The organism is Parafrankia colletiae, from assembly GCF_001854655.1.
GTDB lineage: Bacteria > Actinomycetota > Actinomycetes > Frankiales > Frankiaceae > Parafrankia > Parafrankia colletiae.
In genome coordinates this window covers 62842-84621 of record NZ_MBLM01000141.1, presented here as the reverse complement: position 1 = coordinate 84621, position 21780 = coordinate 62842, and the positions used below count along the sequence as shown (strand labels likewise).

The 21780-nt window shown below is 69.0% G+C and carries 19 protein-coding genes, 2 pseudogenes and 1 riboswitch; of the genes and pseudogenes, 12 read left to right on the top strand and 9 right to left on the bottom strand.

Features of this window, described 5'->3' with window-relative positions; genetic code table 11:
* Positions 1 to 81: 81 nt before the first annotated feature.
* Positions 82 to 861, bottom strand: coding sequence for a hypothetical protein (locus CC117_RS24635; protein ID WP_071088124.1), 780 nt, complete (start codon positions 859 to 861; stop codon positions 82 to 84).
* A gap of 290 nt (positions 862 to 1151) precedes the next feature.
* On the opposite strand from CC117_RS24635, the gene CC117_RS39305 reads away from it, so the two are divergent.
* The 3 genes from CC117_RS39305 to CC117_RS24625 all read left to right on the top strand — a co-directional run bounded on the left by CC117_RS39305 (position 1152) and on the right by CC117_RS24625 (position 3089).
* Positions 1152 to 1502: a hypothetical protein gene (locus tag CC117_RS39305; protein ID WP_241830386.1), complete on the top strand. Its 351-nt coding sequence runs from the start codon at positions 1152 to 1154 to the stop codon at positions 1500 to 1502.
* Between the two features lie 314 nt (positions 1503 to 1816).
* A complete protein-coding gene (locus CC117_RS39300) occupies positions 1817 to 2071 on the top strand; it encodes a DUF4037 domain-containing protein (protein WP_241830385.1) in 255 nt (84 codons plus the stop codon).
* A 769-nt stretch (positions 2072 to 2840) separates the two neighbouring features.
* A complete protein-coding gene (locus CC117_RS24625; RefSeq protein ID WP_071088122.1) occupies positions 2841 to 3089 on the top strand; it encodes a hypothetical protein in 249 nt (82 codons plus the stop codon).
* 74 nt (positions 3090 to 3163) lie between these two features.
* Here the strand turns inward: CC117_RS24625 and CC117_RS24620 are convergent, their stop codons facing one another.
* Both CC117_RS24620 and CC117_RS40645 read right to left on the bottom strand, forming a co-directional pair.
* The gene (locus tag CC117_RS24620; RefSeq protein ID WP_071088120.1) at positions 3164 to 3619 is read right to left on the bottom strand and encodes a GNAT family N-acetyltransferase; all 456 of its coding nucleotides are present in this window, start codon (positions 3617 to 3619) and stop codon (positions 3164 to 3166) included.
* Between the two features lie 170 nt (positions 3620 to 3789).
* A pseudogene (locus CC117_RS40645) lies at positions 3790 to 4144 on the bottom strand (integrase); the annotation flags it as partial.
* 428 nt (positions 4145 to 4572) lie between these two features.
* Between CC117_RS40645 and CC117_RS24615 the strand changes: the two are divergent.
* Both CC117_RS24615 and CC117_RS24610 read left to right on the top strand, forming a co-directional pair.
* Entirely contained in the window at positions 4573 to 6321 is a 1749-nt protein-coding gene (locus CC117_RS24615; protein WP_071088118.1) for an ATP-binding protein, read from the top strand.
* 653 nt (positions 6322 to 6974) lie between these two features.
* Positions 6975 to 7451: a ferritin-like domain-containing protein gene (locus CC117_RS24610; RefSeq protein WP_071088117.1), complete on the top strand. Its 477-nt coding sequence runs from the start codon at positions 6975 to 6977 to the stop codon at positions 7449 to 7451.
* A gap of 20 nt (positions 7452 to 7471) precedes the next feature.
* Here CC117_RS24610 and CC117_RS38215 read toward each other — a convergent pair whose 3' ends face one another.
* A complete protein-coding gene (locus CC117_RS38215; protein WP_198541969.1) occupies positions 7472 to 7834 on the bottom strand; it encodes a hypothetical protein in 363 nt (120 codons plus the stop codon).
* Between the two features lie 278 nt (positions 7835 to 8112).
* Positions 8113 to 8979: a TauD/TfdA dioxygenase family protein gene (locus CC117_RS24605; protein WP_071088116.1), complete on the bottom strand. Its 867-nt coding sequence runs from the start codon at positions 8977 to 8979 to the stop codon at positions 8113 to 8115.
* Between the two features lie 909 nt (positions 8980 to 9888).
* Between CC117_RS24605 and CC117_RS24600 the strand changes: the two genes are divergently transcribed.
* Entirely contained in the window at positions 9889 to 10569 is a 681-nt protein-coding gene (locus tag CC117_RS24600; protein WP_071088114.1) for a peroxiredoxin-like family protein, read from the top strand.
* Positions 10570 to 10602: 33 nt separating this feature from the next.
* Positions 10603 to 11478, top strand: coding sequence for a class II aldolase/adducin family protein (locus CC117_RS24595; RefSeq protein WP_071088112.1), 876 nt, complete (start codon positions 10603 to 10605; stop codon positions 11476 to 11478).
* Positions 11479 to 11671: 193 nt separating this feature from the next.
* On the opposite strand, the gene CC117_RS24590 is transcribed toward CC117_RS24595, so the two are convergent.
* On the bottom strand, positions 11672 to 12508 hold the full coding sequence (locus tag CC117_RS24590; protein WP_071088110.1) for an oxidoreductase: 837 nt from the start codon (positions 12506 to 12508) through the stop codon (positions 11672 to 11674).
* Positions 12509 to 12720: 212 nt separating this feature from the next.
* On the opposite strand from CC117_RS24590, the gene CC117_RS24585 reads away from it, so the two are divergent.
* Positions 12721 to 13404 carry a TetR/AcrR family transcriptional regulator gene (locus tag CC117_RS24585; RefSeq protein ID WP_071088108.1) on the top strand — a complete coding sequence of 228 codons (684 nt, stop codon included), beginning with the start codon at positions 12721 to 12723 and terminating at the stop codon, positions 13402 to 13404.
* A gap of 133 nt (positions 13405 to 13537) precedes the next feature.
* On the opposite strand, the gene CC117_RS24580 is transcribed toward CC117_RS24585, so the two are convergent.
* Positions 13538 to 14464: an NAD(P)-dependent oxidoreductase gene (locus CC117_RS24580; protein WP_071088106.1), complete on the bottom strand. Its 927-nt coding sequence runs from the start codon at positions 14462 to 14464 to the stop codon at positions 13538 to 13540.
* Positions 14461 to 15330, bottom strand: coding sequence for an NAD(P)-dependent oxidoreductase (locus tag CC117_RS24575; protein ID WP_071088104.1), 870 nt, complete (start codon positions 15328 to 15330; stop codon positions 14461 to 14463). The genes CC117_RS24580 and CC117_RS24575 overlap by 4 nt, the downstream gene beginning before the upstream one ends.
* A 144-nt stretch (positions 15331 to 15474) precedes the next feature.
* On the opposite strand from CC117_RS24575, the gene CC117_RS24570 reads away from it, so the two are divergent.
* Together CC117_RS24570 and CC117_RS24565 are read left to right on the top strand one after the other, a co-directional pair.
* The gene (locus tag CC117_RS24570; protein ID WP_071088151.1) at positions 15475 to 15861 is read left to right on the top strand and encodes a winged helix-turn-helix transcriptional regulator; all 387 of its coding nucleotides are present in this window, start codon (positions 15475 to 15477) and stop codon (positions 15859 to 15861) included.
* 52 nt (positions 15862 to 15913) lie between these two features.
* Positions 15914 to 16177, top strand: a pseudogene (locus CC117_RS24565) (Uma2 family endonuclease); the annotation flags it as partial.
* 27 nt (positions 16178 to 16204) lie between these two features.
* Here the strand turns inward: CC117_RS24565 and CC117_RS24560 are convergent.
* Positions 16205 to 17218, bottom strand: coding sequence for an NAD(P)H-dependent amine dehydrogenase family protein (locus tag CC117_RS24560; protein ID WP_241830382.1), 1014 nt, complete (start codon positions 17216 to 17218; stop codon positions 16205 to 16207).
* An 885-nt stretch (positions 17219 to 18103) separates the two neighbouring features.
* On the opposite strand from CC117_RS24560, the gene CC117_RS35185 reads away from it, so the two are divergent.
* Positions 18104 to 19744 carry a CocE/NonD family hydrolase gene (locus CC117_RS35185; RefSeq protein ID WP_241830381.1) on the top strand — a complete coding sequence of 547 codons (1641 nt, stop codon included), beginning with the start codon at positions 18104 to 18106 and terminating at the stop codon, positions 19742 to 19744.
* A 210-nt stretch (positions 19745 to 19954) separates the two neighbouring features.
* Positions 19955 to 20070: riboswitch (SAM riboswitch) on the top strand.
* Positions 20071 to 20254: 184 nt separating this feature from the next.
* Positions 20255 to 21655 carry an aminotransferase class V-fold PLP-dependent enzyme gene (locus tag CC117_RS24550; protein WP_116287890.1) on the top strand — a complete coding sequence of 467 codons (1401 nt, stop codon included), beginning with the start codon at positions 20255 to 20257 and terminating at the stop codon, positions 21653 to 21655.
* Positions 21656 to 21780 lie beyond the last annotated feature (125 nt).

Below are 21780 nucleotides of genomic sequence, written 5' to 3'. Positions count from 1 at the left end.
CCCTGTTGTGTCCGACTGAGGCGGGCGCCTGAGCTACTGGTCGGGCATGGTTGACTCATGGGTCGAGGTGGATGGAACCCGTCATGGGTTCGGTGGYTGGCTGTCGACGGCGGTGCGGATGTCTTGGYGTAGTTGGGTGACGAGGGTGCGTGCAGTGGTGGTGCCGATGTGGAGGTGTTTGCGGAGGGTTTCGGCGGAGATGGGGCGCTGGTGGTGTTGCCAGTGGAGGACGTCTTCGGCGCGTGCGCGGTGGAGGAGGTCTTGCTGGCGTGCTTCCCGTTCGGTCTGACGTGATGTGGAGTCTGCTGTCTTCTGTCGGTGTTGGGTCGTCGGGGGTGGTGTTTCTGATGCCTGCGAGGGGTCTGTCCTCGTCGCTTCGATCGATGGGTGAAGGGCGACGGGTGAGGGGGTGGTCTGGATTGCTTGGAGGAGACCGGGCCCGACCTCTGCCCATCCGATAGGGAGGAGGGGGCCGACGGCATCGAAGGCTGCTCTGCCGTAGTGGCCGGAGATGAGGGGTTCGGCGATGTTGAGGGCGAGGGTCACGGCGCTGGCGAAGATGAGTAGGCGTCGTGCGGTGCGAATGACGTCGGCGGGTCCGCCGTGCAGGGTGAGGTGGCGTGCGCCGAGGAGGAGTCCGACGACGGAGAGATCAACTGCCGGCGCCACGAGGATCGCGATGTAGGTCGGAACCCCGAGGCGGATGCCGAGTGTGGCGACGTTGCCCAGCCCGAAGAGGAAGGTGAGCCCGACGACGGTTCCTACGATCACGGTCACCATGCGGGCGGTGCCGTTCGGACCCACCAGGTCTACGGAACGTGTGTTCGATCCGGCTGGCGAGGTTGCTGGCCGGGCGCTCACTGGGCATCGCCCCTGGCCAGGAGCCTCGTGGAGACCGGTCGGACGGTGATCTCGGGACCCTGAATCAAGATCAGGCGGTTCTTATTGTGTTGCGTCAGGTCCACTCGACTTGGACGCCCCCATGCCTTCTACGAAGGCATGGGGGCGTCTTCGTTATGTCTGCCCGGGGGCCAAGCCCCCGGACCCCGACGTGCGCGATTGCCTTGTGGGCTGGGGGTGTCCGGGCGAGGTCGGAGGTTGGAGTCCCCTCAGCTCCACCCATGTGATGATCATGCCCCTGGCCTGGATGCATGCGGTTCGCGATCTATCGCTTTGAGGTCCAGCGCCACGGAAAGGCGCTGGTCAGGGCGTCGCGAGTTGGTTCGAGCCCCACCTGGACGACCATGTTGGGATCATGCGAACCGGGCTTCTTCGTGACGGCGGATCCGGGCAAGCGTGATGTGGAGGTCAAGGTTCTGATCGACTGCATCGCCGAGGAGATCGACGTGTGCGGCGGCTGCTCGACGACGTCCTGGGGATCGGGGGCCTGCTTGTGCGGCGGAAGCTGGAGATCGCGACTGGCCCGGACGGCCCGGTGGCTGGCGAAAACCCAGGTGCCCAGACGTGGCGGTAGCGAGGACGATGAGGCGCCTGTGCCATGACGGGACGCCTTGATGGAGGATCGCAGAACGGTGTCAAGTCGCGATCTTTCTCGACGGTTCTACGAGCGGGCGGTGCGGCCGCTGGTCTCGGGCGTTCCCCACGCTGCCGCGTTGCTCGGTGAGGGGTCCGAGGTTCTCGGCTTCGATGACGAGATTTCCACGGATCACGTTTTCGGCCCCCGCGTGCAGCTGTTCGTCCCGCCAGGTTTCGACGCCACGCCGATCGACGCCGCTCTGGGGGGTGCCTGCGCGGTCCGACGGTCCCGGTCGTCTACCCCGACAGCGATCGACACGGCGGCCGGCCACACCATCAGGTGGAGGCGACCACCGCGCAGGCGTTCTTCGTCGACCGGATCGGCGTCGACCCCGCCGACGGGATGAAACTGACGGACTGGCTGCTGGCCCCGCCCCAGATCCTGGCCAGCCTCACCGGCGGCTTGGTCCTGCACGACCCGCTCGATCTGCTCACCACGCGGCGTCGGGCGCTGGCGTGGTACCCCGACGACATCTGGCGCTATGTCCTGGCCGCCGCGTTCGCGCTAGCTGACCCTCGCCGACCAGATCGGTGAGCACCTGCACCACGCGCTGCGCGCGACGCGGTGGCGGGAACGCGAAGCGGCACTGTGTGCCGCGGCCAGTCATCTCGCCGCCGCCACGAACCGGCTTGGTCTGGCCGAGCCCGTCGACCCCGCGCCGCGCCGCTTTCACTCCCGAGACATCCACGTACTCGGCGGCGAACGCCTCACCCGTGCACTGACCGATGTAATCAGCGATCCGCCGCTGCGAACCCTCCTCGCCCGGCTCGGACACCGACCCGACGGCCCGCTCGGCCATCTCCCCGGCGCGATCGACCAGGCCACCGACAGCGTCGAGATCCTCACCCAACCAATCCGCCGCCGCGACTATGCACCAGCGCTTGGGCTCCGGGCCTGAGTGCCCCGGTGCTGATCCGACGGTGCGCGGAGGTCAGGCGCCTCGTCCGAGCTGGAGACGGCGTAGTCGGCACCGCGCGGGCCTTCTTCGTCGACCGGGTTGGCATCGACCCCGCCGACGGGACTTCAGAGGCACGGACCGGCAGTTCCCAACCGCGCTGGCCCGCACATCATCCGGCCGCGGAGTGGCACCACACGACATCTACCGTGGAGGGCATCCGCAGCTGCGGTCAGACCGGATTTGGCCGCCATCGGTTTGGGATTGGCCTCGCGGGACGACCACGACACGCCATATGCCCGTGCGGCCTGACACCTCGGGAGGCGCGTGGCTCGGGTCCGCGTCGCTGCGTAAGGATTTCCCTCGTACGAATCGAACCGATCTCTCCCATGTCCCAAGGAGGCTCCCTTGACCGACACGAACACCTACGCGTACGTCGACGCTGACACCCTCGACGTCCGGATCATCCGTGGTGAGGCTGACACGGAAGGCACCATCGTCGGCCGCCTCGACGCCGCCGACCTCCCCGCCCTCAGCGAGGCCGCCGGCAAGCTGCTCGCGACCCTCGGCATCCGCCCCGTCAGCGACTGGCGCGATGTTGAGGGTGGCCTGTTCGCCGTCGTCGAGGAGACCGCGGCGGTGCCGACGGCCGGCTGACCGGCGACCACGAGCGCCCCGGTCTGGGTCCAGGCCGGGGTTTCTCTTCGCCCGGATAAGACGGTGGGGGTGCCTCACGCGTTGCCCGGGGTCCACTGCATCGACATGCGCGGATCCTCGATCCGCACGACTTCGAACCCGAGGCGGGTATAGAGGGCCTGTGCGGGATTGTTGACGAAGACGCTGAGCCGGACCGGAACGCCGCGCCGCTGAGCAGCCCGAAGGATGCCCCGTAACAGATTGGTGCCAATGCCACGACCTTGCGCCTCGGGGAGCAGCGCGATCTCCTCGACGAAGTCGTACTCACTCTGGTGGATGACACACGCGTAGCCGACGGGTCGCCCGCTCTCCTCGACCAGGGCAAATGGCAGGTCGGCGAACTCCTTGTCAGCGGTTATGCGCTGTTCCGCATCATCCCACCCCGACGTCTGTTCGACGTATGCCCGCAGGGCGGCTCGCCTCACCTCGAAGAAGAACTCTCGATCGCTGCTCAGAGCGGGCCGAACCCGAAGGTCATGGGAGCGGGTCATTGTGTGAGGCTACGACTTCGATCACTTCGCCATCAGTCGGGCTAGCAACAGGCCGAAGGACGCCGCGACCAGGCTCACCTGACAGCTACTCTCTCCGTCCGAGGGCGAGCCTGACCTGGTTCCGTCGCCGTCGTTCGCCGAGGAGAAGGCCGCAGCAGCGCGTCAGGCCCGACTAGAGCGCGGATCGAGCGGACAGTGCGGGGCCGACCGCGCCGTTTGGGACGGGAGGCGGCGGCGTGGTGGCGGGTGATTAGGGCGCGGTGCCAGCGCAGAAAAGTCTCCGGGCGGACCAGTAGCCGCAGGCGGTGCAGGGTTGGCCGCGGCAACGTATGCAGGAGTGCGGCGAGCAAGGCACGGTCGGCGGGCTGGAACTGAATCCGTTGCGCCGTCGAGCTGGCGTTGCAGCACGGTGATCTGATGGCGCAGGGTGACGATCTCGATGTCCTTGGCGCGGTCACCGCGGGGCAGCAGCAGCCGCARCAGCGCGAACGCGTTCGGGACTCCGAGGTGGGTCAGGCGAAGCAGCGCGGAGCAGCATCCTCGCCTAGACGCCGGCCCGACGGTCGAGGGCCGACCGGGCGCCGGGAGGGACCCTTGCAGCCTTCGCCGTGGAGTCGGTCACGTCGACGACGCGGTGCAGGCGCTGGAAGGCGTGCCCGAGCCCGAAAGCCGCGCCAGCCCAGGCCGGCCAATCGGCTCATCCACCGGGGACTTGCTCCTAGACGGCGCGAGCCACCACGGTGGCCGAGGCCAGGTCATGCGGCAGACGCTGCCGGGCAGGACCGAATCTCCCCATGGGCTCCAGCACCACCCGACACAGACGCGCCACAGCCCAGCCCGGTCCACCACTGGAACCGTCGGCGCCCGGTCGGCCGGACACCCGACACTGGCACCCGGCCGCAGTTCATGCCAACTATCATGCTAGCTAGTGTGTTAGCTGGTGAGGAGGATGGATGCTCGACGTCGAGCTCGCGGAGATCGTCGACAACCTTCGCACCATCGGTACAGACATCGCCGACGTGGAGGTGAAGAAGGCCCACGGTGGGCTGCCGAAGTCGCTGCGCGAGACTCTCTCCGGGTTCGCGAACACGCGAGGCGGTGTGGTCGTCCTTGGCCTGGACGAGACCCAGGGCTTCGCGCCGACGGGACTTCCCGATCCGGCGAGGCTCGCGGCTGATCTTGGTTCCATGTGCTCCGAGGACATGGAACCGCCGCTCCGACCGTTGATCAAGGTCCATGACTTCGAGGGCGCCCAGATCCTGGTCGCCGAGGTCCCCGAGCTCGATCCCGCGCGGAAGCCCTGCTACTCGCGTGGGGCCGGCATCACCAAGGGCAGCTACGTCAGGGTCGGCGACGGTGATCGTCGGCTGTCGGCCTACGAGGTCCAGATGATGCTCTCCTCACGTGGTCAGCCTCGTGAGGACGAGCAAATAGTCTCTGGCGTTGGTCTCGATCATCTGGATGCGGCCATGGTCGATGCGTTGGTCGCCCGGCTGAGGACCAGCAGGCCCTACGCGTTCAAGGACTTGGACCGCTTGGCTGTGCTGCGTCGCGCCAAGGTGCTCGTGACTGGAGACAGCGGCGAGGACGTGGCGTCGCTGGGAGGCCTGCTCGCCCTGGGCAGGTATCCGCAGGAGCACTTCCCGCAGCTGATGGTCACCTTCGTCCACTACCCGACCGAGACCGGCGGCCGGTCCACCGAGAGGTTCCTGGACAACGTGACGTTGGAAGGCCCGGTCCCGGTCATGGTCCGCGACACGCTGGCCACCGTCCGCCGGAACATGTCTCGTCGGGCTGTCGTCGGGGGTGCGGGTCGGCAGGACGTCTGGGAGTACCCAGAGACCGCTCTGCGTGAAGCCGTCGTCAACGCATTGGTCCACCGCGACCTGTCCGGGGGCGCTCGAGGTGCCCAAGTCCAGGTCGAGATGTACCCCGACCGCCTGGTGATCCGTAATCCGGGCGGTCTGTTCGGTCCTGTCACGGTCGACAGTCTCGGCGAAGAAGGCGTCTCCTCAGCCCGCAACGCCACCCTCATCAAGATCCTCGAAGATGTCCCGCTGCCCGGCGAGATCCGCACCGTCTGCGAAAACCGCGGGTCGGGCATCCGCGCCATGCTCGACTCGCTGCTCGCCGCGGGAATGAGCCCACCGGACTTCAACGACAAGATCTCGTCGTTTGTCGTCGTCTTCCCCAACCACACCCTGCTCGGCGAGGAGACCGTCGCTTGGATTACCGGGTTGGGTGAGAAGGGCCTGACCGACAGCCAATGCGTCGCCCTCGCGCTCCTACGCCAGGAAGAAATCCTTGACAATCGCGCCTACCGCAACGCGACTGGCGTCGACTCCCGTGTCGCCACCAGCGAGCTTCGGGACCTGGTCGCTCGCGAACTCGTCACCCAGACCGGAACCCGCCGCTGGGCCAGGTACCAGCTGTCCTGGCGAACAACCTCAACGAAAGGCCAGTCCTCTCGGGCCGACCGTCGGCCGGAGCTGCTCGTCGCCCTCGGAAACGAGACTCTCTCACGCGCCGAACTCGTTACACGGACCGGTCTCAGCGACCAGACCATCCGACGATGGCTGAAGATCATGCGAGACGAAGGCTCGGTCGACATCGTCGGTAGCAGCCTCAAGAGCAGACACGTTCGATACCGCCGCACCTACCAGGATCTGCTCTTCCACTCCGAAGGCACAGACCGCGACTGACCACTCTCCGTGGGCCCCTGTGCCGGCCTCGGGTAAAGCGGGGCTTCAGCGGGATTTCGGGGCGGTGTGGGCGATCCGGCGACCCATCGTCCGGACCGTGACCAGGCTGACGGCGAAGGCGGGGCCGATCCGAATTTCGGAACACCTGTTCGAGGACGGTCAAAACCCGTCCGCCCGTGCACTCACGGGATGTCGTCCCTGGTCAGCAGCCTTGTCGCGACCGGACGAACGGCGATCTCAGGGCCCTCGACCAAGATCGGACGGTTCGTCCAATGACACGTAAGGCCCACTCGACTTGGACGCCCCCATGCCTTCTACGAAGGCATGGGGGCGTCTTCGTTATGTCTGCCCGGGGGCCGAGCCCCCGGACCCCGACGTGCGCGATTGCCCTGTGGGTCGGGGTGTTCGGGCGTGGTCAGTTGGCTCGGCGCGCGACTGGGAGACCCGCACACAGACCCCGCCGACGGCCCAAGGTGCGGTCCGCTGACGGCGTGTCGCCCAGAACGGGGCGAACCATGCCAGCTACGGCGCTGGAATGTAGGTCCAGRGGCTGCGAGTCACGAAGACGCGAAGTGAAGACCGCTGCCCACACCCGTTCCGTACCTATGCTCGGACCGGTCTGCTGCTCCGGGCTACCGAGGAGGTGGCGAGGAATGGACGAGCACGGTTTCCGGGAGGCCGCTCGGGCTCTTTCGTCGCTTGATCATCTTGACATCCGAGAGCTTGAGGTCCTCTACAAGCTCGAACGGACCTCCGGGCTGTTCTACTTTCAGCTGGCAGACAGCATCCGAAATGAAGAGGTCGCCGAAGCGCTTCGTCGTAACGGCCGCGGGGAGTTAGGCCATGCCAGCCGGATTCAACAAGCCCTCACCATCAAGCTGGGGCACCCGTACGAGCCTTCCGCGGACATGGAAGGCGGATATCCCCTCGGCGCGCCGCCCCCGGTGGATGCGGCGTTGCTGGCTGCGATCATGCGCGGCGAACGGGCCGGCGACGCCGACTACCAGCGGTGGGCCAGCACCGAACCCGATCCGGAGATCGCGCGCCTGCTCCAGATCAACGGTCGTGAGGATTCAGAGCACGCCGACCGACTGACGCGGGCAAGCGTCCTTCTCGACGTAAGGCGGTAGCCGCTCCCGGGTGGGAGATCTCAGACGGGCCCGGCCTCGGTGAGATCTCGATCACCGCCCTGTTCATCCTGGCCAGCGCCTCCCGGGTTGCGGTCACGTCGCCACGAGCGGCGTACGTGCGGGCTTCGTATTCGAACAGGCGGGCCCGTGCGGAGGAATGATCCGCGACGGCTCCTGCCCGCCGGGCGATTGTCGCGGCCTCGTCGTACTGGTGGCCGGTAAAACGCGAGAATCGAGTCCACGGCGGCAACCGAGGCGGTCAGCATGGCATCGTCGATCTGCTCGGCGTGATCGCCTGCTTGGATCACGAGCTGCTGGGCCGCACCGTGGTCGCCCATGTTGAACGCGAGCCGGGCCAGCATGTACGCGGAGAAGCCTGCCACTCGGGTGAGTCGTGCCTGCGCTCTCGGTCTGGCGCCGGCCTCGATGTGCGTCTCCGCGGACTGCCAGGTCTACCGATACCGAGAGGGGCCGTCCACCTTGGACGGCCTCTCTGTCAGTAGAAGCGCCCTACCGCGGCCGCTGGACGGCCATTGCTCACGGCAGACCGGTCTGGGGAACGGGCTGAGTGTGCCCTCGACGTGCCATGTCCGAAGCGCGGCGCCGACACAGAGTGCCCGCCCGGGCGGGACCAGGCTGAGTTGGGGTGACAGGGCCTCTCCTACAGGTCGGCGTAGAGCGTTTCCTCGGCGATGAGGATCCTTTCCAGCAGCCGCGGGAACGTTCCGTAGTTGCGTACCGCGTAATGGACCGTGGCGCGATTGTCCCAGAAGGCGACCGAGCCCGGTCGCCACGAGAACCGCACCTGGTTTGCCGGCTTGCGGTACTGGTCGATGACCGCCGTCAGCAGTTCCCTGCTCTCGGCACGGTCGAGCCCGAGGATCGTCGGTCGCTGGGTGAAGTTCACCCAGAGGGTCTTCTCGCCGGTTTCCCGGTGCAGGCGGACGACCGGATGAGCGACCACCGGGTAGTCGTGTCCGGACTGGTGCAGCGCGGCCCGGAAGTCATGGGTGACGTGATGGCCCTCGAGCCGGGCCTTCACGTCGTCGGCCAGACCCTGGTAGGCGAGTGCGGCGTCGACCCAGATGGTGTCGCCGCCGACCTCGGGCAGGTGGACCGCCCGCAGCACCGCTCCCCAGGTCGGCACGAGCCGCCAGCTCGTGTCGGTGTGGTAGGGCTCCCAGATGTCGTCGCCGGCCTGCGGAGCATGGGCCTTCTCGTACTTCTTGAAGTCCTCGCTGGCGATGCGGTGAATCGCCGGGCTGACGTCGGAGCCGGCCTTGCCCGCGCCCGGATGGGTGTAAACGGGGCCGAACTGCCGGGCGAAGGCCTCGTGYTGCGCCTGGTTCAGCTCCTGGTCCCGGAAGAAGACGACCTTGTACTTCAGCACAGTCGCCTTGATCTGGTCGCGCACCTCGGGCGTGAGTGGCTCCCGGAGGTCGACGCCGCTGATCTCCGCTCCGATTGTGGGTTGCACAGGTTGGACGGCCAACGACGACAGGGTGGGCGTTTCGACAACTGTGGTCACGGTGTGTCCCTTCGGTGGGATGCTGCCGGGTGGGTACTGCTCTTCCTGTCATGTCGCCGGAGCCCCGCCACTTCGCGGTCGCGCGGCGGAGTTCGGGGACGGGGCCCGGTCGTGGGCGTCGCCGCGGTAGGTGGAGCGGGGCGCGCGCCGGGCGCGGGTGGCCGTTGAGAACGCGGTGGCCGGTGCCTTTGCCGCGCGTGCCGCGGCTGGTGGAACGGGGCGTGTGCCAGGCGCGCGGATCACAGGCGTGCGCCGCCGCGTGGCCCCTTGCTGCCGGTGGCGCGGGGACGTCGCAGCCTGATGACGGCTTCAGCTCGACGCAGCCGCAGGGCCCGTCGTCTGCCGGGCCGTTCGGGTCCCTGATGCTGGGCGTCAGCGCCCGCTGTGGCGGTCCGGACAGCTCGCGGAGGTCACTCGCAGCAGGTCGATGTGCTGTCGCGTCACCAGGTACGCAGTTCTCAACACGGACCCAACATGACCAAAGTTTGTCGATCGGTCAAGTGTGAAAATCAAGTGATTCGGATCACATGAGGCGAGTCGGGGTGGCGTCGATCCCAGCTTGATCATGGGATCGGCCGGGAGGGTCGTTCGATCGACCGTCATCTCTACCGGGAAACTTGACAATCCCGGATGTCTGCCGCATGTTGCTAATCGCGTGTCCACCCCACGCTGACCCGTCGTTGGTGTGTGGACTTCGTGCGGGTCCGTGCCGGCCCGCTGTGGCGGAGCCGGACAGCGTAGCTGAATCCGCTGGTCCGGGGCCCGAGGTGCGCCGGCGCGACCTCGCTGCGGCGGCCGCTGCCGGGCAGGCCGATTCCGGCAACCCGTAGCGGCGACAGCGTAGGGCCCGGTGGGCTCGGTCACCCGGCCGCCCCCTCCCGAGAAGGCATTGGAGAAGGAGAAATTCCTATCAACCAGACCGCAGCGGCGCCCGTGACGATCCAGGGTCTGTTGGCCGAGCTGCAGGCCACCCGGGACGCGGAATGGGCTCCGGAGCAGCTTCGGGCCCACGCCGACCTGCGGCGATCCCTTGAGGAGAACGCGGACCGCGCGCGCTTCGTCAAACCAGGCGACGTGGTGCCGCCCTTCGCTCTGGCCGAGGTCGGTGGCGGCACCGTCGTACTCGACGACCTGCTGACCGACGGGCCGGTGGTGCTTGTCTTCTTCCGGTTCGAGGGCTGCCCCGCGTGCAACACGGCCCTGCGCGGCTACCAGCTCACCCTCGCGCCGGCCCTGCGCGAGCTGGGTGCGCACCTCGTCATCGTCAGCCCCCAGACCGCCGAGAAGCTGGTGGCGATCAAGGAGCGGCATGGCTTCGATTTCCTGGTAGCCAGCGACCCCGACCGGATTCTGATCGACTCCTTCGGTATCGGTTTCGCGCCGGACGAGGCCGCGCGCGACGAATCTCGGCGTAGAGCCGCGGATCTCGGTGCGATTCTCGGCACCGGAGAGTGGACGCTGCCATACCCGACGGTCGTCGTCATCGATCGTGACCGGATTGTTCGGTTTGCCGACGTCCATCCCGACTGGATGGTGCGCACTGAGTCCTCGGCCGTTCTGTCCGCGGTCCGGCCCCTCGTCGGTCAGTAACCGGCCCCCTGATGAGGAAGGGCAAGCCCAGACATGACGCTTTCCACCCATGACGCGCCGGCAGCGGCGATCCTGCCGGCGCCGGATGTGGCCCCCGAAGCATCCGACGGCGAGCAGACGAGCCTGTGGGCCGGGCTGGTCGCACCGGCCGAAGGCGGGCAATGGCCTCGCCCGGAGCCGGTCAGGACGGTCGAGGAAGAGCGGCTGCACCGTAAGCGCAAACTCGCCGCCGCGTACCGGCTCTTCGCCAGGCTCGGCATCGCCGAGGGACTGTCCGGCCACATCAGCGCCCGTGACCCCGAGCTGACCGACCATTTCTGGGTGAACCGGCTCGGCCTCGACTTCAGCCGGATCAAGGTCTCCAACCTGTTGCTGGTCAATGACAGAGGGGAGATCGTCGAGGGTACGCCGCCGCTGAACAGGGCGGCGTTCACCATCCATTCGCAGATCCACGCCGCCCGGCCGGACGTCGTCGGCGCCGCGCACACCCATGCGCTGTACGGCCGGGCGCTCGCCGCGATCGGCGAGCCGCTGCATCCGATCTCCCAGGATTCCCTCGCGTTCTACGAAGATCACGTGATCTTCGACGAGTACAACGGAGTCGTGCTGGACGAGGAGGAGGGCCGGAAGATCGCCACCGTGCTCGGTCCGCACAAGCTGGCGATCCTGCGCAACCACGGCCTGCTCACCGTCGGCACCAGCGTCGAGGCGGCGGCGTACTGGTACATCGCGGCGGAGCGGGCGGCGCGGACCCAGCTCGTCGCGGCGGCGGCCGGGACGCTGCGGCTCCTGGACCACGAGATCGCCAGCGCCACCGCCAGTAAGGCGCGAGGTGACGACGGCGCTCGCTGGTCCTTCGAAGCCCTCTACGAGATCATCATCGAGGAACAGCCCGACCTGCTCGACTGACGCCCCGGCGCGGCCGGTCACAGGGCCGGCCGCGCCCAGCCGCCAGGCGACGATGCCGGCAGGCCGAGATGTCGTCAGGCGGAGGCGTCTACAGCCTCACGGTCGGCGGCCTGCTCGCGGACGAGACCTGCCAGGTCGTCGGATTCTGCGGACAGTCGGTTCCGCGCCTGGCGGGCTGGCACCGGGGCCCTCGTCAGGCCGGTGCGCCAGAGGTTCGCTTGATGAAGGCGTCGAAGACCCGGTCCGGCAGGACCCTGCTGAGCAGGATGAGCGGGCGGGCGCCGAAGCCGGCGGTGTATCGGGTGCGGGGGCGACGGGCGGTCGCGGCCTTCGTTACGGCGTCGGCGATGACGGTGGGCGGCGAGGTCCGCCGCGCGTCGGGTCGTGAGCCGTTCTCCAACGATGTGGCCATGGCGCCGGCCTGTTCTGCGTAGGGGCCGTGTCCCGAGGTGGCACGGAGCTTGTCGGCGGCGATGGCGCCCCACTCCGTTCGGATCAGGYCGGGCTCGACGAGGACGACGTCGATGCCGAACCGCTTCAGCTCCAGGCGCATCGCGTCGCTGAGGCCTTCGACGGCGAACTTGCTGGCGTGGTACCAGGCGCCCAGGGGAGTGGCGAACCGACCGCCCATCGAGCTGATGTTGATGATGGTGCCGCTGCCCTGGGCACGCATGGTCGGCAGCACCGTCCGCGTGAGTTGCGCGAGCCCGAAGAGGTTGACGTCGAACTGGGCGCGGGCCTCGGACATCGGGACGTCCTCCACCGCGCCGTACGAGCCGTAGCCGGCGTTGTTGACGAGCACGTCGACGCGGCCCTCGGCGGTGAGGATCTCGGTGACAGCCTGCTGGGTGGAGGCTTCGTCGGTGACGTCGAGGGCGATGGTGCGCACGCCTGCGGCGGCGAGCTCCGCCATCCGGTCGACGCGCCGAGCGGCGCCGTACACGACGAAGCCGGCCTTGTGCAGGCGACGGGCGGTGGCATCGCCGATGCCTGAGGAGGCGCCGGTGACCAGGGCGACCTTGCGAGCCATGACAGTTCCTTCCAACGGGAGACGGAGGGGCGGCCGGTCGCCGAGGTCGGACGTCGGGGCGCCGGAGGCGCCCGAGAACGGCGGTGCGGGCCAGCTGGACAACACCGACGAGTCTCGATCCTTCGCGTCGCGGAACAGACCGGCGGTCTCTTGAAACTTAAAAGACCGGCGGTCTGTAGTCAAGAGACCGCCGGTCTTCTAACCTGGGAGGCATGGCAGCCTTCCAACGCGCAAGGAGCGAGGTGCAGCGCACGGAACGCCGTGAGGGCATCCTCAGGACGGCGGCCGCGATGCTCGACGAGATGCCGGTGTCGGCGATGAGCCTCAACGAGCTCAGCCGTCGCGTGGGGCTGGCGAAGTCCAACGTCCTGCGCTACTTCGAGTCGCGCGAGGCAGTCCTGCTCGACCTGCTGGCCGACGCCGCCGCCGGGTTCCTGGTCGAGATCACCGAGAAGCTCCCGCCGACGGTCGATCCGTCGGCCCCGGTGTCCGTTCGGGCCGGCGAGCTGGCGGCTGGGCTCGCCGCGTCGTTCGATGCCCATCCGATGCTGTGCGAACTCATCAGCGCCCAGGCCGCCGTCCTGGAACGGAACGTCTCCACAGCCGCCGCGCTCCGGTACAAGCGGGGGGCGCGGGACAGCATGGTCGGGCTCGCCGCCCTGCTCCGCCGTCTCGTTCCCGAGCTCGACGAGCCGCGATCGGCGCAGGCGGCCGGTCTGCTCATCGCTCTCGCCGGCGCCTTGTGGACCCGCGGCCATCCCGCGCCGGCCCTGGTCGCCGCCTATCAGGTCGAGCCGGCCCTGGCCTTCATGAATCCGCCATTCCGCGAGTCCCTCGACGCTGCCATCAGGACCGTCCTCCTCGGCTTGGCCGCGCAGAGCGACATCGCAGGGTAGCCGCGCACCACACGGCAGCTGTCCCCGACATGGCAGCGGCGTTCGACTGCCCGGCCGGCCTCGAAGGGCTGGGTCACCCGGCGGCTCCAGCTCACGGACCTGCCCAGGTCAGGGCCCTCGGCTTGGTCGTTGTTCAGTCGCCAGCTTTGAGCGTCTCGTAGAGAACGGTCCAGTTCTCGGTGCCGCGGCCGGCGGTGATGGCTTTGTCGTAGTGCGCCCTGACGGCTTTCGGTAGCCGTGTGTCGATGCCCGCCTTCTCGCTCGTCCACACGATGTGGTCTGCTGTCGCGCCCATCATCTGTGCTGTGCTGAGGTCGCCGGGGTGTTCGCCGGCCTCCAGACGTCGGGCGAGGTCCGCTCCGTCTCCGATCATCGCCGGGATGGTGGTGAGGGTGGTCAGCGCACCGGGCAGGAAGTCGGCGGCCGGGACCCCGGCGGCGGTGACGAGCGCGGTCGCGTGGAGCAGGCTCGACAGGGCGGTGAGGAAGACGTCGAGGTGCGCCTGGTAGAAGAGCTGGGCCAGCCCCGGGTCCTCCCCGAGGTACCTGGGCTCGCCGATCAGCCTGAGCATCGGTTCGTGGACGTCGAACACCGCGTGCGGCCCGCTGTAGAACACATATGCCCCGGGGCCGCCCACAGCGGGTGCGGGCACCATCACGCCTCCGGTCACGAAGGTCGCGCCGTGTCCGGCTGCCCAGGCCGCCGCGTGCCGGGAGGCGTCGGGCGTATCCGAGCTGAGATTGACCAGGACCCTGCCGTCTAGAACACCGGAACCGTCAGGAACACCGGAGGGCCCCGAACTCTCGGCGACCGGGCCGAGGATGTCGTACATCGCCTGGTAGTCGGTGAGGCTGAGGATGGTCAGCTCACTGGCGGCGACCGCAGCCGCCGGGGTGGGTGCGAGCGTGGCACCGTCGGCGACGAGGTCGTCGGCCCGCCGCGCGGTGCGGTTCCACACCGTCACCGGATGGCCGGCCCGCAGCAGGGACGTGGCCATCGCCCGGCCCATCGGGCCAAGGCCGATGACCGTCACGGGAGACAGGTCGCCCTCGCCGCTCATCGGGCGTTCCTGAGCTCTTCGAAGATGCGGGCGGTGCCCTGCCGACCATGTCCGGCAGCGATCTGCCGACGAACGATGTCGTGGACGGGCCGCAGCACGTCGACCTGGACACCCGCTTCGAGGCTGGCCGTCACCAACGAGGCCAGTGCGGCTTCGGTGAACTCGAGGCTCTGCTGGCCGGCCCCGGCGTAGTCCTCGGCGTCCACCGCGGCGGCGAGACCGGCCAGCTGACCGGTCATGGCAGCGAGGAAAGGGGTCTGCCGTCGGGCGAACTCGGTAGCTGACACCCCCTCGACGCCGACCATCGCCGCGCCGTGGAGAAAGCCGGCGAACATCGTGTACATCCCGACGAGCATCGCCATGTCGCGGAGCGAGGCCATGCCGGGGTCGGTCCCGAAGTAGTCGCTCTGCCCCCACAGATCGAGCAGTTTCCGGTTCTCCTCGAAGGCGGACTCGGCACCGCTGTAGAAGATCACCGCACCGGGGCGGCCGATCATCTCGGGTACGGCCATGATCGCGCCATTCAGGTAGGTGACGCCGTGCTCTGTCGCCCAGGCCGCGAGTTCGCGGGCCTGGCCCGGTGTCGTCGTCGTCAGATTGATCATGATGCGTCCGGCCAGGCTGGTGGCGACCGGATCGATCACAGCGTGYACGGACTGATGGTCGAGCAGGCACAGGATGATCGGTCCATCGCCGGTGATCGCCCTGTCGACGGTCCGGGCGACGATGGCGCCGCGCTCGCCGAGTGCCGCTGCCCTGTCCGGGGTGCGGTTCCACACCACGGAGGGTCGGCCGGCGTCGAGAGCCGCGGCGGCGAGCTCGCTGCCCATCGCGCCCAGGCCCAGGAAGGTCGTACGGGTCGTCATGGATTGTCCCTCGCTCTGTTCGGTGGTCTGACTGGCGCGCCGTACCGACCCTCCCTGCGAACCCTTCCCGCCGGCAAGTACCTACTATTTTGTTCAGTACTTACCTGGAAGTCAGTGTCCAGCTGGGGCGAGGTGGAGGGTCTGATGGTGACGAGTGCGCGGCGCGGTCCCTACGTCTGCGGCATCGATGCCGGTATGGACGTGGTGTCAGGAAAATGGAAGTCGCTGATCCTCTGGGAGCTGAACAACCACGGAACCCGGCGGTTCGGTGAACTGCGTCGCGGCCTTCCTGGCGTCAGCGAGAAAATGCTTATCCAGCAACTGCGCGAGATGGAGGAGGACGGCCTGGTCCACCGCGAGGTGTATCGCGAGGTCCCGCCCCGGGTCGAGTACTCCCTCACCGAGCACGGCACGTCACTCAACGAGGCCCTCCGCCCGCTGGGGGAGTGGGGTAAGCGACGCTGCGAACGCCTTGCCGTCGAGGGCGCACCCAGGTCCGCGGACCCGATGCTCAGGCCATTGCAGGCGTGAGCGTGCCGCTGGTCCCGTCGGCGCGCCGGGACCAGCGGCACGCTCGCATTACGCTCGCCCGGATCACGTGTTGCTCGTGGCCGAAATCGTCTCGCCAGGCTCCGAGTCCACCGACCGGTTCGTGAAGGCCGGAGAGTACGCGAGGGGCGGCATCACGTACTACTGGCGGATCGAGCAGCCCGCCGGCGGTGTCCCGCTCGTCTACACCTACGTCCTCGATCCGGCCACCAGGATCTACCGGGACGGCGACGTCCACGCTGGCGCGGTCACGGTGTCGGCCCCCTTTCCCGCGATGATTGATCTCTCCCAGCTGTAGATCATCGCTGAAGGCTCCTGAACACCGTCAGTTCCTGACGGTCAGCCGGGAGGCGACGGTCGGCAGGTCGGCGTACGTGACGATGCCCGGTCGGGCGGCCACCACCGCGGGAATGGCGTTGACCACCGGCAGGGCAGTGATCATCGAGCCCATCGCGCTGATGTCCTCCAGGGTGAGCGCGGTGAGATCGGCCGGGAGCACCTCGACCCGCAGGCTGATCTGCGGCGTGCCGCGAACCTCGATGAGGTAGGCCATGGCGATGTCCCACGCCGGGTCGATGTCGGCGGCAACGGTCCAGCGGAGGTGTGCCTCCACCAGGTCGGTACCGGCCTCGGCGCCGATCCACCGCACGTCGATCCCGGCGACGCTGCCGCGCAGCACCGTGCGGCCGGGGACGTCCGCGTCGGTGGTCGCGTGGGCGAACTCCACCTCGCAGCGGATGTCGTCGATGGACAGACCCAGCTGGTGGGCCATCGATTCGACGGCGTCGCCGAAGACGGCGGTCGCCGTGCGGATCTCGTCGGCATGGCCGGGATCGCCTGCGGGGCGGCCCCAGCCGAGCTCGTTCTGGTTCGCGTCGGCGGCCCACAGCCCGATGTTGAACGACTCGGTGACCCGGAGGTAGTTCACTTCTCGGCATGGGCCGGTGGCGACAGTGGCAAGGTAGTCGGCGAATCCCGGATTGATGCCACTGCCGAACAGGCTGGCGTTTCCGGCACGGGCTGCCTCGTCGAGCGCGGCCCGGCTTTCCGCACCGTAGGCGCGGCCGGTGATGAATCCGGCGGTGGAGACAACGTTGACACCGGCGTTCAGTAGACGGGTCAGGTGCTCGATGTCCGGGTAGAGCGGCATGTAGACGACGCAGTCCGGCTGTAAGGCGATCAGGGCGTCGATGTCGTCGGTCGCGGTGACGCCGAGGGAGCGGCCGAGCCCCGCGAGTTCACCGGCGTCCCTGCCGACCTTTTCCCTGCTGAAGGCGTACAGCCCGACGAGTTCCAGGCCGGGGCGCTCGACGATGGTTTTGAGGGACTCGCGTGCCACGTTTCCCGTTGTCCATTGCACGACCCGTAGCGGTCGGTCGGTGACTGTCATTCCTGTTCCCCTCGGTCGGAGATTGGAAGCCTGCGGGTCCAAATATTATTGGGCAGTTGCCCAACGCCGCTGAAAGGTGTTTAGCACAGGCCTGTCGGAGCGGGCAAGGGCTGGCGCCCTCGGGCTGCCCGCCCCCTGACCGGGCTGGATACGGCGTGCTGCCGCAGGTTCCGGGCCATGGGCTCGCCGGGAGGGCGGCGGATGCGCGGGCCCGGGACAGCTGGCGTCGCGCTCGCTCCGCGGGTGCGCAGAGCCCGATGGCCGAGGCGCGTGTTCGAGGAGAGACTGGGCAACACCGCAGCCCTGACGAGCCGCACGGCGTCCTCGGCCTCGGTACCCCGCCGGGACCGAGGCCTCGCGTCGCAGGGCTCACCGCTGAAGACGCGGCCGTTCTCCTTTTGTCGACGCAGCCACGCAGCCACGCACTCACGCCGCCACGCCGCCTCGCTGGCGAGACGGAGTACGCGAGAAAGCGAGGCCGTCGAGTGCGTTCGACGTGTTGGTGATGGCGCCCGGTGGAGGCACCATCGGGTGATTGTCCGGCCTGCTCGACAGTCCTATGCTCTCGCCTGCTCATGACAGGCAGGCATGAGGTGTCAGATGAGGGAACTGAATTGATTTCAGTGCTGCGATCTGATCGGTCCGGGACGGTTATGGGAGGAAAGGAAACGGATGCCTAGGCAACGTCGGCGAGGCGTACGACGATCCCGGGCAGCTGGGCGCATCGGGGCCGCTCTGGCGGTCACAGCCGCCATGGTGATGGCATTGGYGGGCTGCTTACCCTCGGGCGGCGGCGAGGGCCCGGGCGGAACACCCGGGGTCACGTCCGCGCCCTTGTCGAGCACCACCCGGGCCTGGTGGGGTTACACCCGGGAGGCGACCTTCGCATCGACGCGCTCCACGGTGTCGGTGCCTGTCGCGGACGGCACCGCGCTCGACTGCTCGCTGCTGCGGCCGGCGACGAACGGCGCACCTGCCGAGGGGAAGTTCCCCGGTCTGGTGGTCGAGTTCACGCCCTACGCGGAGCTTCGAACCTCCTATGAGGGCGAGGCGGAGTACTTCGTGACCCGGGGTTACAACAGCCTGATCTGCAACGTCCGCGGCACCGGCAGGTCCGGGGGTACCTGGCAGAACGCGGGGTCGGCGCAGGATCGGAAGGACGCCCGCGACCTGGTCGAGTGGCTGGCGGCCCAGCCGTTCTCCGACGGGCGGATCGGCATGTTCGGGGAGAGCTACGGCGGCCAGACAAGCTACGGCGCGGCCATCGAGCAGGCCCCGCACCTGGTGGCCGTCGCTCCGCTCCAGTCGCCGGCCAGCCTCTACGACGACGTGATCTACCCCGGCGGCATCAAGACCACCGAGAGCGGCGCGATCGACAACTGGCCGCCCACCGCCCAGTTCCTGAGCCAGGGCCGCATCGACGCCGCCGCCGAGTACRCCACCAACCGCCAGCACCCGACCTTCGACGACTACTGGCAGAGCCGGTCCTTCGCCGGCAGGTACGACCGGATCAAGGTGCCCGTACTCGCCATGGGCGGCTGGATTGACGGCTATTTCCGTTCCGGCACTCTCGCCAACATCGAAGGCGCCCTCGACCGCACCTGGGCTGTCTACGGCCCGTGGCCGCACCGCTCGCCGATCGCCTTCCCCGGTTGCACCGGGCTCTGCGACCCGGCGGGTCTCGCCCCCGGCCTGCTGCTCGCCTGGTTCGACCACTGGGTGAAGAAGCTGCCCGCCATCCCCATTCCGCCCAGGCCGACATTTGTCAGCTATGAGCGGCCCGACGCCGGCGGTGCCGGCTGGCGCGAGATCGTGAACTACAGCCCCCGAAACACCGTGGGCACCCGAACCCTTTCACTCACCGCCGAGGGCACCCTGTCGGAACAGACCACCGGTCAGGGCACGGGCACGGGTTCAGGCGTGGGCGTGGGCGGTGCGTCATCCGCTCCGGCGGAATCCGCCGGAGCGCCGACCTTTCACCAGCCGGCCGACCCCACGGCTCCCGGGGGCTCGGTCACCTTCCGGACCGCGCCGCTGACCGAGCCGAGGGCCGTCTTCGGCCATCCGACACTGCGCCTGCGGGCCTCGCCGTCGGGTAGCGACGCGAATCTTTATGTCGAACTCCTCGACGTGGCCGCGGACGGGACGACCACGCTGGTGAATGACGGGTTCCTCCGGGCGAGCCACCGGGCGTCGCACACGTCGCCGACTCCGGTGGCGGTCGGCGCGGTCACGACGTTCGAGATCGGTATCCGTGCGAACCACTACCAGTTCGCCGCCGGCCACCGCGTCGCCGTCCGGATCTCGGGGGGCGCGGCCAACGCGCTGACACCGAACGCCACGCCGGTCGACGTCACCATCGTCACCGGCGCGGAAGGGTCCGTCCTGCGGCTGCCGACCATCCCCCCGGCCTCCCCGACCACGTCCGCGACGCCGTCCGCGTCGATTCCGACAACGCTGGCACCAGCGGCCTGATCCCGGCCAGACAGAGATCTGCCGGCTCGCACGCCTGATCACTGCAGGCGTGCGAGCCGGCAGGTGCAGCGTCCGTCCCGCTTTGTCGATGGCTCTGGTGGGGAAAGTTCGGCGGGAGAGGTATGGTGTTCGCGCGTCTGCGTCGCCGACGGTGACTGCAGGCGCTGCTGCGCGCTTTCGTTGTAAGCGCGTCGCGCACGTGTTCGACCAGGTCAAGAGTGCCAGCGTCAAGTCCGGGCTTGCTGGCCGGCAACCCTCCTCCGCGGCGGGGTGCCCCCGGTTGTGACCAGGCCGTGTCGGGGTGTCCGGCTCGGCAAGTGCGGACCCTCGCCGGGGTCCGATGGACCCGAAGGAGCCACGGCCGTGCCCTCTGTTCAGCCTGCGCTGGATCAGGCCACTTCCGGGATCACTGTCCCGCTCGCACCCCGAAACCCGTCAGATCAACCCATCCTGTCGGGATCGTCAGCCCCGCCCCCTGCTCCGCACCTGTCGGGCCCGGGGCGGGAGGCGTTGCTGCCCGTCGTCGGAGGCGACCTGGAGGTGCCGCTGGTCGGCGGGGGACGGGCCCGCCACGCCAACCTCGACTACGCGGCGAGCGCCCCGAGCCTCGTCACCGTCGCGGAACAGGTCGCGCAGCTGTTGCCGTACTCGGCGAGTGTGCACCGCGGCGCCGGCTTCGGCTCGCAGGTGTGCACCGCCGTGTACGAAGGCGCGCGGGCGGAGGTCGGACGTTTCCTGGGTGCCCGGCGCGACGACGCCGTGGTGTTCACCCGCAACACCACCGACGCGGTGAACCTGCTCGCGCACTGCGTGGGGCATACGGCCGGTCGGTCCGCCCGGGTGGTGGTCCTGGACCTGGAACATCACGCGAACCTGCTGCCCTGGTCGGCGGTGCGGCGCCGGGTGGTGGCCGCCCGCCCGACTCCGGAGGAGACCCTCGACGCGCTCGCCACCGAGCTGCGCGCCGAGCCGACCGCGCTGCTGGCGGTGACGGGAGCCTCCAACGTGACCGGGGAGCGGCTCCCGCTTGCCCGCCTCGCCGCACTTGCCCATGCCTCGGGGGCCCGGCTGTTCGTGGACGCGGCCCAGCTGGCCCCGCACCGCCGGATCGACCTGGCCGGCCTCGACGTGGACTACCTCGCCCTGTCGGGCCACAAGCTCTACGCACCGTTCGGTGCCGGGGCGCTTGTCGGCCGGCGTGACTGGCTCGACGCGGCGCCCCCCTACCTGGCCGGYGGGGGTGCGGTGCGCGAAGTCACCGTGACCTCGGTGGCCTGGGCTGACGCCCCCGCGCGGCACGAGGCAGGCACTCCGAACCTGCCTGGCGCGGTCGCGCTCGCCGCCGCGTGCCGCGCGCTGGGGGCGCTGCCGGCGGACGCCCTCGTCGAGCACGACGAAGCGCTGCGACACAGGCTGGTGAAGGGTCTCGCCGGCCTGCCCGACGTCCGCGTCCTGTCCCGCTGGCCCGCAGCCACGGGCATCTCCAGCACCGGTACCGCCGCCACGGGCACCTCCGACACCGACACCGGCGTCGGCGCCCCGGTCGGGGTCGTGACCTTCACGTTCGCCGGGGACCGCGCAGCGGGTGCCGCGACGGACCTCGCCGCTGCCTACCTCGCCGCCGAGCACGGCATCAGCCTGCGCGCCGGCCGGTTCTGCGCGCACCCGCTGCTCGACCAGCTGGGTGCGCCTGCCGGGGCGTTGCGGGCCAGCGTCGGTGTCGGTTCTTCCGCGGCGGACGTCGACCGGCTCATCGAGGCCCTCGACCTGTTCCTGACGTCCGGGCCGCGCTGGCGTTACGCCCTGGGCCCCGGCGGCTGGGCGCCGACCCCGGACGACCGCCTGCGCCCGGACTGGGCGGCTTCCGTCCCGGCCTCGCCCGGCCTGGCCGCATCGCCCTGCGGCACCTGACCGGCGCCCCTGCGCGAGCAGCGCGGCCGACGGCCCTTTCGGGTGGTCAGCCGGGATGGTTACCGTCGAGGTGCGCATGCCGCCCGCTCTGGACGTCCGGCTATCCGGGCATCGTGCGATCGGCG